This is a genomic window from Desertibacillus haloalkaliphilus (assembly GCF_019039105.1).
Classification (GTDB): Bacteria; Bacillota; Bacilli; order Bacillales; family KJ1-10-99; genus Desertibacillus; species Desertibacillus haloalkaliphilus.
In genome coordinates this window covers 246272-259543 of record NZ_JAHPIV010000002.1, presented here as the reverse complement: position 1 = coordinate 259543, position 13272 = coordinate 246272, and the positions used below count along the sequence as shown (strand labels likewise).

14 protein-coding genes are annotated in these 13272 nt (G+C 39.2%); all 14 read right to left on the bottom strand.

The window, feature by feature from the left end:
* Window positions 1–29 precede the first annotated feature (29 nt).
* Window positions 30–482 (bottom strand): YaiI/YqxD family protein, encoded by a 453-nt coding sequence (locus KH400_RS03575; RefSeq protein ID WP_246589275.1) that lies wholly within the window; start codon window positions 480–482, stop codon window positions 30–32.
* Between the two features lie 283 nt (window positions 483–765).
* Complete coding sequence (locus KH400_RS03570; RefSeq protein WP_217221915.1) at window positions 766–1581, bottom strand: pyruvate, water dikinase regulatory protein; 816 nt, start codon at window positions 1579–1581, stop codon at window positions 766–768.
* Window positions 1582–1618: 37 nt separating this feature from the next.
* A complete protein-coding gene (gene ccpN, locus KH400_RS03565; protein ID WP_217222123.1) occupies window positions 1619–2254 on the bottom strand; it encodes a transcriptional regulator CcpN in 636 nt (211 codons plus the stop codon).
* Window positions 2255–2465: 211 nt separating this feature from the next.
* Window positions 2466–4550: a glycine--tRNA ligase subunit beta gene (gene glyS, locus KH400_RS03560; protein ID WP_217221913.1), complete on the bottom strand. Its 2085-nt coding sequence runs from the start codon at window positions 4548–4550 to the stop codon at window positions 2466–2468.
* Window positions 4543–5433 carry a glycine--tRNA ligase subunit alpha gene (glyQ, locus tag KH400_RS03555; protein ID WP_217221911.1) on the bottom strand — a complete coding sequence of 297 codons (891 nt, stop codon included), beginning with the start codon at window positions 5431–5433 and terminating at the stop codon, window positions 4543–4545. The genes glyS and glyQ overlap by 8 nt, the downstream gene beginning before the upstream one ends.
* Window positions 5434–5851: 418 nt before the next feature.
* Window positions 5852–6616: a DNA repair protein RecO gene (recO, locus tag KH400_RS03550; RefSeq protein ID WP_217221909.1), complete on the bottom strand. Its 765-nt coding sequence runs from the start codon at window positions 6614–6616 to the stop codon at window positions 5852–5854.
* 40 nt (window positions 6617–6656) lie between these two features.
* A complete protein-coding gene (locus KH400_RS03545) occupies window positions 6657–6803 on the bottom strand; it encodes a YqzL family protein (RefSeq protein WP_217221907.1) in 147 nt (48 codons plus the stop codon).
* A 206-nt stretch (window positions 6804–7009) separates the two neighbouring features.
* On the bottom strand, window positions 7010–7918 hold the full coding sequence (gene era, locus KH400_RS03540; protein WP_217221905.1) for a GTPase Era: 909 nt from the start codon (window positions 7916–7918) through the stop codon (window positions 7010–7012).
* The gene (locus KH400_RS03535) at window positions 7911–8309 is read right to left on the bottom strand and encodes a cytidine deaminase (protein WP_246589267.1); all 399 of its coding nucleotides are present in this window, start codon (window positions 8307–8309) and stop codon (window positions 7911–7913) included. The genes era and KH400_RS03535 overlap by 8 nt, the downstream gene beginning before the upstream one ends.
* Window position 8310: 1 nt before the next feature.
* Window positions 8311–9063, bottom strand: coding sequence for a DUF502 domain-containing protein (locus KH400_RS03530; protein ID WP_217221896.1), 753 nt, complete (start codon window positions 9061–9063; stop codon window positions 8311–8313).
* A gap of 45 nt (window positions 9064–9108) precedes the next feature.
* Window positions 9109–9504, bottom strand: coding sequence for a diacylglycerol kinase family protein (locus KH400_RS03525; RefSeq protein WP_217221894.1), 396 nt, complete (start codon window positions 9502–9504; stop codon window positions 9109–9111).
* Window positions 9488–9958, bottom strand: coding sequence for an rRNA maturation RNase YbeY (ybeY, locus tag KH400_RS03520; RefSeq protein WP_217221892.1), 471 nt, complete (start codon window positions 9956–9958; stop codon window positions 9488–9490). The genes KH400_RS03525 and ybeY overlap by 17 nt, the downstream gene beginning before the upstream one ends.
* A complete protein-coding gene (locus KH400_RS03515) occupies window positions 9955–12114 on the bottom strand; it encodes an HD family phosphohydrolase (RefSeq protein WP_217221878.1) in 2160 nt (719 codons plus the stop codon). The genes ybeY and KH400_RS03515 overlap by 4 nt, the downstream gene beginning before the upstream one ends.
* Window positions 12115–12300: 186 nt before the next feature.
* Entirely contained in the window at window positions 12301–13260 is a 960-nt protein-coding gene (locus tag KH400_RS03510; RefSeq protein WP_438821100.1) for a PhoH family protein, read from the bottom strand.
* Window positions 13261–13272 lie beyond the last annotated feature (12 nt).

The following is a 13272-nucleotide window of genomic DNA, read 5'->3' as shown; positions in this document are numbered from 1 at the left end:
GACGAGTATTACCTTTCGGTTTTTTTTTGCTATAATCCTTCTTTTTTTGATAAAATCTTCCGGAGTGTTCGACAAAACGTTTGTCGATCCTGTTCGGAAAATTTTTTAGGTCCACTCGTCTTTTTTCCAGCCCTCCTCTGCTTTTTAGACGCGTGTCTAAATTCTAGCAGTTGTGGCATGTCAGCTTCTGTAAAAATGATACCACGTGGTGATATGACCTTTGCCCCACGTGGAAGCAAAATTCCTGCTAAAGCATGATCCTGTGTAATCACAATATCATCAGCCTTCACATGATTGACAATATACAAGTCGACCGCTTCACGTTCCGAATCAACAACAATCGAGTTCGTCACTCTAGGATCCGTTACGTGGTGGGCATATGACGATATAAAAACAACGTCTTCTTCATATTCAGTTGCAATGGTGATCACTTCCTCTTTTACAGGACACGAATCAGCGTCGACCCAAATGTTCCGCTTCATTGTTCGCATATGTCTTGTTTTCTACATCTCCTTACAGAATCCTGCTATTTTTTCTTTTTATAAGAGAAATTTGTCGAGCAACCACTTATAACGATCTTCTCTTACTATCATTTCCAAAAAAACAAGAAAAAGTCTTGACTTTTTCAATTTATTTGTTCTTTTTTTGATTTATGCTTATTTCTTCAAAAAATAAATTCACAATATTTTATTATAATTTATTTTTGCTATTTTGACCACAAAAAAAGTACAGGAGTTTTTAACAAACAATCCTGTACTTTTTTGATTACTTATCTCTAAACATATTTGAAATCAAATTAGCCGTTTCCTCTACAGCTTTACTTGAAACATCTATCACAGTACATCCAATTTTATCCATAACCTTTTCTGCATATTCAAGCTCTTCTTTTATACGCTCCATGTTCGCGTAGTTAGCTTCTGCCTTTAACCCTAAAGCCTTAAGACGCTCAGTTCGAATATCATTTAGCTTTTCTGAATTGATCTTTAAGCCAATGCATTTTTTGGGGGATACTTTAAACAACTCTTCAGGTGGTTCAACTTCTGGTACGAGTGGCACATTTGCAACTTTTAAGCGTTTATGAGCCAAATATTGAGATAACGGTGTCTTCGATGTTCGTGAAACTCCAATCAAAACAACATCTGCCCGCATGATGCCACGTGGGTCACGACCATCATCATACTTCACGGCAAACTCAATCGCTTCAACTTTTCTGAAGTAATCTTCATCTAGTCGGTAAAGCAATCCTGGTTCATAACGTGCTTCTTGTTGAGTTAAAGTACCAATCTTATCAAGCATTGGCCCAATAATATCAACCGTTTCAACACCAGCTTCCTTAGCCTGGTCAAGTAAATATTGTTTCTTTTCCGGAATAACTAGCGTAAATGCGATAACAGCATGTACTTGTTTTGCTAATACAATCACTTCATCAATGGTTGCTTCATCTTCAACATATGGAATCCGTCTTATCTCTACTCCTGAACCACCAAATTGACTCGCCGCGGCTTTTACAACTAATTCAGCTGTTTCGCCTACGGAATCGGAGACGACGTAAACGATCGGACGATGATTTAACTCCTCCATCACTACCTCCTACTAATAATCACACACTTCACATACTTTAAATCAGGTCATCATTAGCCAAATCAACTAAAACCTTTGTGATATTTGTTTTCGTAATCCGGCCAACAACTTCATAACCAGTTCCCGTATCAGGTTGTTTCACTACGGGAAGAGCATCAATTTGCTTATCTATTAGCTTATTAGCCACTTCAATAATTAAATCCTCTTTCTTACACATCGTTATGTTTGGCATACGTGTCATAATGATACTAACTGGCATCGACTCTAAATCTTGCTTCCCAATGCTCGCCCGCAATAAATCTTTTCGCGAAAGAATCCCTACTAATGTTGTTGCGGAATCAACGACAAACAATGTACCGACATCCTCTAAAAACATCGTACAGATCGCATCGTAGACTGATGAGGAATCATTAACGACTACAGGAATCGACTGATACTGCTGAACAGTGATGTTCTTAACTTTCTCCGTTAATAATTGAGATCCAGTCTTTCCTGTATAAAAATAGCCAACACGTGGCCTTGCATCTAGAAAACCTGCCATTGTTAATATCGCTAGATCCGGACGCAGGGTTGCTCTGGTAAGCGAAAGCTTCTCTGCAATTTGCTCACCAGTAATTGGACCATTGTCCTTAACGATTTCTAATATTTGTTCTTGACGAATTGTTAGTTCGATTGTCCTTCACCGCCTTCACAACACAAATGTGTTATGCTTTTTCAAAGTTTAATTATATACTATTTAAGCATTTTTTGAAATAAAAAGCGGCTCAATTACAAAATAACGTGAACTTTTTTTGGATAATCAGTGTATGTTTCATACTAATTGTTATTTATTTCAGATAATGGAGAAACCCATTTCATGTAACAGGTTTCTCCATTTTGGTCCATTAAGCAAATACTAGAGAGTTGAAATGCGCAAATGTATGAATCGTTGTTGCAAGCTGCCTCATTTGACTCAAACGATTTTCTTTTACTTTGTTATCTTCTGCCATCACCATAATATGATCGAAATACTTATTTATTGGCGTTTTAAGTGAAGCAATCGCCTTATAGGCACGCTCAACATCACCTTCGCGCAACGCACGTTCGACAACCTCTTCTACCTCATTTACTACGCGAAATAACTCTTTCTCTTCTGTATGGTCGAACAAACGAGGCTCTACTGCCTGCTGTTTTCCTTCAGCTTTTTTCGCAATGTTTGTCACCCGGCTTAATGATTCAACAACCTCTTTAAAAGATACTTCCTCGCGATTTTCCATAATCAATTCAGCTTTTTTGACAATGACATCTACACGATCAATTGATGTTGTTAACAGGGCTTCAATCACATCATAACGGATGCCACGGTCCTGTAAGGTATGTTTAATACGCAACTTAAAGAAATCAATTAAATCAGCCATAATGTCTTTGCGATCTCGTTTTAACAACTGACGCTGCTCAACGACTTGTAGCGATACATCAATTAATTCTTCAACACTTACCGATAAGTTATGATCTAGAATCATTTGGATCACTCCCGCAGACTGTCGACGTAGCGCATATGGGTCTTGGGATCCTGTCGGGATTAAACCAATGGCGAAACATGTCGTAATCGTATCAAGTTTATCAGCGATACTAACAACCGTTCCCACTTGTGTCGATGGGCTTTGGTCACCTGAGAAGCGTGGCATATAGTGTTCACTAATTGCTTTTGCAACTGACTCATGCTCACCTGCCATTAACGCATATTCCTCACCCATACGACCTTGAAGCTCGGTAAACTCATCAACCATTAATGTAACGAGGTCGAATTTACATAACTGCGCCGCTCGATCCGCACGTTTAGCCGTTTGTTCATCAATTCCTAGCAAGGTCACAAGGTCACTTGTAGCTTCTCGAATCCGGCGCACCTTATCACCAATAGAGCCTAACTCCTCATGATAAACAATATTCTCTAGCTGCGACAGTGCGTCATCCAACTTTAGTTTTTGATCTTCCTTGTAGAAAAACATCGCGTCTGCAAGTCGTGCTCGCAATACTTTTTCATTTCCTTTTACGACATTTTCCAAATGATTGCTATCCCCATTACGAACGGTAACGAAATTAGCTAATAACTCGCCATCGTTATTTTTTACTGGGAAGTAACGTTGATGCTCACGCATGGACGTAATTAACACTTCTTTCGGTAACGATAAAAACTCTTCATCATAGCTACCATGAAGGGCTGTTGGGTACTCAACAAGATTGTTAACCTCTTCTAGAAGCTCTTCGTCAATCGGAATTACCCACTGATTCTCTTTTTCAATTGTTGCGATTTGGTTACGAATCGCTTCTTTTCTTTCATCCGGGTCAACGATCACAAATTCAGAACGGAGGGCGTCTTTATATTCTTGTGGGCTCTCAATTTTGCACTCCCCACCGAGAAAACGATGACCGTATGTATAATGATTTGTCACTACGTTTGTGATTTCAAATGGAACTACTTCACTGCCATACAAAGCAACTAACCACTTAACCGGACGTACAAACTTGAGGTCGTATTGATTCCAACGCATGTTTTTTGGAAAGTTCATCCCTTTAATGAGTCCCTCTACTTGTGGTAATAGTGAACTTGTCACTTGCCCAACTGTATATTTCTTGGCAAAGACATATTCTGTCCCTTTTACTTCACTAAAATATAAATCCGTAGGGTCTACACCTTGCCCTCGTGCAAAACCAAGCGCCGCCTTTGTCCAATCACCATTGTCATCAACTGCAATTTTCTTGGCAGGTCCGCGCGCTTCTTCCTCCATATCCGCTTGCTTTTCTGCTAATCCTTCAACAATAACCGCTAAGCGACGTGGTGTTGAAAAGGAAGTGACACGCTCATAAGAGATTCTTTCTGCTTTTAACCATTGGGCTAAAGTAGTCGCTAATTGATTCATCGCATCTGTCACAAACCGTGCAGGCATTTCTTCAAGTCCAATTTCTAATAAAAAATCACGTTTACTCATTCTCTTGTCCCTCCTCACCTTTTAACATTGGAAAACCTAACCGTTCTCGTTCCTCATAATATACCTTTGCACATTTTCTGGCGAGATTTCGAACGCGTCCGATATAGCCTGTACGCTCAGTCACCGAAATCGCTCCTCTTGCATCAAGTAAATTAAAGACGTGCGAACACTTCAACACATAGTCATAAGCTGGGAATACGAGGTTCTCTTCAATCGCACGCTCAGCCTCTTGTTCATACGTACTAAATAAATTAAACAACATCTTGCTGTCAGAAACCTCAAACGTGTATTTTGAATGCTCATATTCCGGCTGCAGGAAAACATCACCATACGTAAATCCATTTACCCATTCTAAATCAAAAACATTTTCCTTATCTTGAATGTAAGACGCTAAACGTTCGATTCCATATGTAATTTCTGCAGCTACTGGGTTTGCATCAATGCCCCCAACTTGCTGGAAATACGTAAACTGTGTAATCTCCATTCCATCTAGCCACACTTCCCATCCAAGCCCCCAAGCACCTAATGTTGGTGACTCCCAGTTATCCTCGACGAAGCGAATGTCATGCTCTAATGGGTTAATTCCTAACTCCTCTAAGCTCTGTAAATAAAGCTCTTGAATGTTATCTGGAGAAGGCTTCATGATGACCTGAAATTGATGATGCTGATACAGACGATTCGGGTTTTCCCCATAACGGCCATCAGCTGGGCGTCTAGATGGTTCTACATAAGCAACATTCCATGGCTCAGGACCAATGCTTCGTAAATATGTCATTGGATTCATTGTACCTGCACCCTTTTCGACATCATACGCTTGCATAATTAAACAATTTTGTTTCGCCCAAAAGTTTTGCAGCGTTAAGATCATATCTTGTACATTCATTTGTTAACCTCCAACTGTTATCATTAGTGTACTCAACGTCCTGAAAGTGCTGTGCAAAAAAAACTCTCGTCACTATGCCTATAGTCAGACATAGGGACGAGAGTCTTCCCGCGGTTCCACCCTATTTGCCCTTCCAATACGGAAAAGCCACTTTCACGACTGTGCTCCAGGCTGCCTTCCTTACCGCTCACTGCCCTAGCTTCCACCATCCTAGGTTCGCTTTCAATGAAGAAGATAAGTACTACTTCCCTTCGTTACACCATATAATTTAACTAGAATAATACGCAAAAAAAACAAGGCTGTCAACTTAGACTGCTGAAAATGTCCAAGGTAAAAGCTTCAAGGAATTGTAATCGCTTCGCACATTTACTTAGAGGTTGCTAAAAAGTGAAAATCGTACTTTTTCGGCAACCTCCTGTCAACTGTCACTATTCGTTAAGAGATTCATTCGTTCTAACTGATCTAAGAACCTTTTTGACTTAAGGGATAGACCCGAATATTCATCGTAATACGCTGAGATCACTTCTTTTAATTCTTGTTTCGTTGCTTGTTTTACAGATACCTTACCTAATCGATTCAAATCAAAGTGGTAAAACAAGCGTAATAACTTAACGGTATGTGTTGATATCTTCATCACATATGGATCTTTGTGAAAACAGCGATGACAAATAAAACCAGCTTCTTTAATTGAAAATGCAAAGTCACCTTCCGTTTGCCCACAACTTGCACAACAATCGAGTTGTGGACGAATCCCAGCAACAATGAGCATTTTCACTTCAAAAACTCGCGTTAAAATTTCTGGGTCTACCCCTTCATCCATATACTGCAATGTTTGCCATAAAAGTTCAAATAAGTAAGGATTACGTTGCCTCTCATCTGTCAATCGGTCAATCAGTTCAACAACATAAGATGCATAAGAAGCCCTTGTGAGATCCTCACGAATCGTGCGGAACGAGTGAATAATTTCCCCCTGATTTAACGTCGATAATCCAGGGCTCTTATGAAATAGGTAACTTCCATAAATAAACAATTGCGAGATCGATGCAAGCCGGCTTTTTGGCTTTTTAGCGCCTCGGGCCATAACACCAACCTTCCCAAATTCTCTCGTATACAATGTTAAAATCGAATGCGATTCACCGTAATTTGTCGTACGGATTACAATTGCTTCTGCTTTCTGCAACATACACTAAATCACCACACATTTTTTTGTGGTGCAATCAATATCAATTTGTAGGATGAGCGTCTAGTTCACTGTACTTTTCGATCATTTGTTCATTTGATTCTTGTGATTCTCTTTCAATTTCCTTCATCAGCAGGTACGTATCGATGTTTCCAGTTTGTGAAAAAACTTTCCAGGAAAATTCAAGCATCAATGATTCCACCTTTCTTAAAAGCACTTTAGACACCCTGTACTACTATATTGACCTTGATTGCTAAAATCATGTTAAGGAAAATTTGTAAATTCCTTTTTTGATTTTTTGCTTTTCTTTTTATCATATTGTTTTTTCCATAAAAAAACAATGGCTAAAAAGAAAGCCATTGTTAAGGATTTGTTAACAACAAAACCATGTTTCCTTTAGTATTCATCTTCCCTAAACCCGAAATCACGTAAATGCATCGCTTTGTTGCGCCAATCCTTTTGAACCTTCACCCACAGTTCTAGGAAGACTTTTGAACCAAGTAATGCTTCAATATCACTTCTAGCTCGCTGTCCAAGTTCACGAAGCATAGTTCCCTGCTTCCCTATAATGATTCCTTTTTGGGACGAGCGCTCTACGATAATAGTCGCGCCAATATAAACCGTATCACCGTTTCCTCTTCTCTTCATCTGCTCAATGACAACAGCAATCGAGTGCGGGATTTCTTCTCTTGTCAAGTGAAGAACTTTTTCACGTACGAGCTCCGCAACAATAAAACGCTCCGGGTGATCCGTCACTTGGTCACTTGGATAATATTGCGGTCCTTCTTCTAAATAACCGGTAATTTGTTCAAGTAACGTATTCACATTATTCCCTTCAAGTGCAGAAATTGGAATAATTTCTTTAAAATCAAATTTTGTTCGATACCCATCAATTAACTGCAATAACTGATCAGGGTGAAGCTTGTCTATTTTATTAACGACTAAAAACACAGGAGTTTTTGTATTTTTTAGGCGCTCAATAATAAATTGTTCTCCAGCACCATAGCCTTCCGCTGCATCAACGACAAATAAAATCACGTCAACTTCTTTTAACGTATTGCTAGCAATTTTCATCATAAAATCACCAAGCTTATGCTTCGGTTTATGGATACCTGGTGTATCCATAAAAACAATTTGTGCATCCTGATCAGTATACACACCTTGAATTTTATTTCTTGTTGTTTGTGGTTTATCGCTCATAATCGCAATTTTTTGCCCAACAATATGGTTTAGCAACGTCGACTTTCCGACATTTGGTCTTCCAATAATTGAAACAAATCCTGATTTAAACTCTTCTTTACTCATGTAAATCCTCCGCTGAAAATGCTCCTGGTAATAAATCTGCTACTGTCATTTCGTCTATATCCCCTTTCAAATTGGTGAGAATCACCTTCGTACTCGGTGAGCATAATTCAGACATCACTTGTCTGCATGCCCCGCACGGAGATATCGGCCGGTCTGTATCTCCGATTACAGCTATCGCTGTAACCTCGTTCACCCCTTCAGAATACGCTTTGAATAAAGCGGTTCGTTCGGCACAATTGGTCATACTATATGATGCATTTTCAATGTTGCACCCGTGATAACACTTGCCATCCGTTGTAAGTAAAGCCGCACCAACTTTAAAGTTAGAATAAGGAACATATGCATACTCTCTGGCTTTCTTAGCCTCCGCAATTAACGCTTTGTTTTCCATTTTAATCGTCCTTTCTTTTTTTTCGAACATTTATAATCATTTCATCTGGATCATACTCCGCTTCGTTCACTAGGTTTAGATCTTGCTCATAATCATCAGCAACTGAATCCGGCGGAACAACAACCCCTCCTGAAATAATAAACTTTAACCCTTGTTCAACCGTCATATTCAGCACCGTTACATCCTCTTTCGGAACGAGCACCAACCAGCCAGATGTTGGATTCGGTGTCGTAGGTAAAAAAACATTAATGCATGCTTTTTTTGTTTTTCGCTGCACTTCGCCTTTCGACTCCCCTGTCAAGAATCCTAAGGTATATAATCCTTTACGAGGATATTCGAGCAAAACAACCTTTTTGAAAGAGGATCGCTCTTGAGCAAACGCATGAATCACTTGTTCTACCGACGTATAGATCGAGTTCGCAATTGGAATACGGCGAAATGCTCGGTCAATCGACGTAAAAACCTTAATACCTTTCCCTTTTAGACGCATCGAACCAATTAACGTGATAAGAAAGATGGTAAGAACAAAACCGATACCTAATAAACGCTCTGAAAAAGGTGTGTAGACACCTAAAAAGTATATTGTCCCATCCCTTGTAGAAATAATATTTAATGCCCTCAAAAGATTTGTAATAAACTGACCTAAAAATGTATCAATTAAGGTAAATAGAAAATGGATAACATAGATCGTTACAATGGCTGGTAATAGGAAGATTAATCCAGCAATTATATTTTTTTGTAACCTCTTCCACATGGGCACTGAATACTCCGCTCCTCTCAAAGATTCCTTACCTGTTGATTACAAACGAGAAAACCACTCAATCATTGGTTGATAAAAAACAATAATCCCGATGATAACAGCGACAATACTAAATACAAAAACAGCTGCTGCAGAGAGATCTTTAGCTAATTCAGCTAGTGGATGATATTCTTCTGTCACTAAATCAACAACCCTCTCTATAGCGGTATTCATCACTTCAAGAGCTATTACAACACCAATTACAACGATTAAAATTAACTGTTCTATGATTGGAATCGATAGTACGTACGACAACAAGATAACAACCGTACTAATTAGTAAATGAATTTGCATGTTTTGTTCATTTACGATCACATACTTCAATCCAGATGACGCATATACAAATGAACGTAGTAAACGTCCCCATCCCGAACGGCGTTTATCTTTCAAGCCCATAAGCAGCTAATATTTCCTTTTGTCTTGAAAACATTTGTTTTTCTTCTTCCTCTGTCATATGGTCATAACCTAATAAATGTAGGATCCCGTGAACAACTAGGAAACCGATCTCTCGCTCAAACGAGTGATTATAAGATTTTGCTTGTTCAGTCGCACGAGGAATGGAAATAATGATATCCCCCAATAAGTTTGGAATCTCACCCCCGACAATTTCCACCTCATCACTTACCTGCTCATTCAAAGCAAATGAAATCACGTCCGTAACAGCATCTTTATCTCGATACTCACGATTAATCTCTTTAATTCGTTCGTTATCAACAAACGTAATCGAAAGCTCAGTTCCTTCACTGATATTTTCCATATCGCTAGCCACATGAACTAGCTCTTGAATGGCTAACAATTGGTCCTCACTTAACGTATTCGTTTCATCATACAAATCGGTAGCTACTCTCACTTCTGATCCCCCTTCTCTTTGGCATCCTCAGGATATTCAATTCTTGAATGGAATGTCCCCTTTAATGTTTCACACATTGACGTCACAATCGCATTTAATTCTTTTAACGTGAGGTCGCACTCATTAAACTGACCATCTTCTAGGCGATCGGTAATAATCTTACGAACCATTAATTCAATTTTATCCGGTGTAGGCTTCGAAATCGACCGAACAGCAGCTTCCACACAATCAGCAATCCCAACAATAGCTGCTTCCTTCGTTTGCGCTTTTGGCCCCGGATAACGAAACTGCGATTCGGGGATTTCTTGATCCGATTCTTGGTTGGCTTTGTGATAAAAGAATTTCAACAATGTTGTACCATGGTGCTGTTCAGCAATATCGATGATTTCTTTTGGCATTTTATATTCTCTTAACATCTCAGCTCCATCATACGGATGTGAAATAATAATCGTTTTACTCAATTGTGGTGAAATCTTATCGTGTGGGTTCTCCATTTTCATTTGATTTTCAATAAAGAAATGCGGCCGTTTGGTCTTGCCTAAATCATGATAATAAGCACCCACTCTGGCTAACAAACCATGTGCTCCAATCGCTTCACAAGCTGCTTCTGCCAAATTACCTACAACCACACTATGATGATATGTCCCTGGCGTTTCTGTTAAGATTTTTCTTAACAGAGGTTGATTCGGGTTCGATAACTCAATTAATTTTGTCGTTGATAAAATACCAAAACCAGCTTCAAAGAACGGCATTAGTCCTAACGTTAACACCGCGGCTAAAAACCCAGATAAAAAAGCTATACCTAAATGGATCCCTAAATCTAATAAACTATACTGGCCGCTTTTCATCAGTAATAGCGCTAACACCGTAATCATATTAATGATAGAGACAAAAAAGCCCGCCTGTAATATTCTAGACATACGATTTGATTTACCTAAGAAAAATACCCCCGCAAAAGAACTAAACAAAATATAAATCCCATAGGTGAAATTAAATGTACCTACAGCTTCATTGTTAAAAATAACACTGCCACAAACTGCAAAGATAATACCAGTAAACAAAGCCACTCGCTCTGAAATTAACATCGCAAGTAACATCGAACCTACGGCTATTGGCACAATAAAACCAATTGCTTGATAATCTAGATGTTCAATTAAACTCGTTATCTTCATCACAGCAAGAGCCACAAAAAAGACGAGCGTATACATCAATAAATGACTATTATTATTTTTCACACTCGTTTTCGCTTCATTTAAATAATAAGCAAGAACTCCAATGATCAAAATAACAAAGAGCGCTAACCCGAGATATGGATAGATATTTACGGTTTCATCTAATATGCCGACAATTCGCAACTGTTCATAGACTTCATGATTGATCGTTTCACCTTCGTGTACTAGCAATTGCCCCTCGCGGATCATCACTGGTTCGACCGCTTCTACCGCTTCCTGACGTAGCTCTTCTGTAGCCGCATCATTATAAATATAGTTTGGAATAATTGCAAACCTAGCTAATTCTATCATAGCCTCGTACATGCTTGAGCTTACTGTTGGAATAATAATTTTATCCTCAACAGATTGTTGCGCTTCATCTAAATCATTAATAGCAATTTTTGTACTCATCACTTCATACACAGCATTTGCTGTGGCCTCTTGAGCGATCTGTAGCTGTGATTGACTCGCTTCTAAAAGCGTTCCAATCGTTTCATCTGAGATGTCATTGCTTGTCCCTGAAGAAATAACTTCTTGAACATGCTCAAGTTTCTCTTCAAAGGTAACTGATTGAACAGCTTCGTCACCTGATTCTGGCTGTTCTTGTTCTTGATTGACCAGCCTAATCACTTCAAAGATATCATTGATTTTCTCGACTTGCGTTTGAGCATATTCACTCTTTTGTTCATAAACAGGACTAATTTCTTCTATTGCTTCCTTGCGCTTCTCTTCGGTTGCTATTTTATTTTCAACTGTAATTGGTGAACGGATATCACTCTCTGCAACAGACGAGAGCTTCACATCCATTGTTTCCGGTATGACATTCCCAAGCATCATCAAATATAAGATAGCGCCTAAAATAAAAAAAAGAATTGCTCTTACATAACGGTGATCTTTTACCTTTCTCCACCATTTCATTTGATCGATAGGTGACCGTTTCTCCATGTTCTCACCTCAAACTCTTCCATCTTTTTCCTTGTCTCTCCTAATTCGTCCCGTTTTAAACTAAACGTTCTTTTTTGCTAGAGAAAAGGGAAGCACTGGTGGTTTCACAACTGCCTACCTTATACGTTTCACTCGGACAAGACAAGACCCTCAAAACAAACAATGAGGGTCTTCATACACATCAAGTCATTTATCTGTATCTTCAGCACGTTGATACGCGTCAAGGATTCGTTGAACTAACGTATGACGAACGACATCTGATTTTTGCAGGTAAACAAAATCAATGTCAGGAATGTCCGCAAGGATTTCAATCGCAACTTTCAAACCTGACTTCTTTCCCTTCGGTAGATCAATTTGAGTTAGATCGCCGTTAATGATCATTTTCGAACCAAATCCCAGGCGAGTGATAAACATCTTAATCTGTTCTGATGTTGTATTCTGTGCTTCATCCAAAATGACAAAAGCATCATCTAATGTACGTCCCCTCATATAAGCCAACGGAGCAACTTCAATCGTACCCCTTTCCATTAGCCTTGCCGTTTGTTCTGTTCCTAGTACATCATGAAGTGCATCATACAAAGGTCGCAAGTAAGGGTCAACCTTTTCCTTAAGGTCACCAGGTAAAAAACCTAAGCTTTCTCCTGCTTCCACGGCTGGCCGCGTTAAAACGATCCTTTTTACCTTGCCATCTTTCAGTGCACTAACTGCCATAACAACTGCAAGGTATGTTTTACCGGTGCCGGCAGGACCGATACCAAACACCATATCACGCATTCGAATGGCTGAGACATATTGGCGCTGACCAAGCGTCTTAATTAAGATTGGCTTCCCCTTGGCATTAACAGCAATTTTCTCTTGATATAGCTCCAAAAGCTCGTCTAACATGTCACGTTTGGCAAGCTGTACGGCATAAACAATATCACGCTCTGATAAGCTCACCCCTCTTCTAATAAGCTTTAACAACACGCTTATCAAATCGCCTACAATGTTTATATCGCGGTCCTCACCAGTTACTGATACGGCTCCGCCTCTAGTGACTATCTTAACATTGAGCATTTCTTCCATTCGCTTTAAATGTACATCATTTGGTCCAAATAATGATTGGGTTTCATTTGCATCTTCTACTTCTAACTGAATCAATTTCATTTCTGACAATAG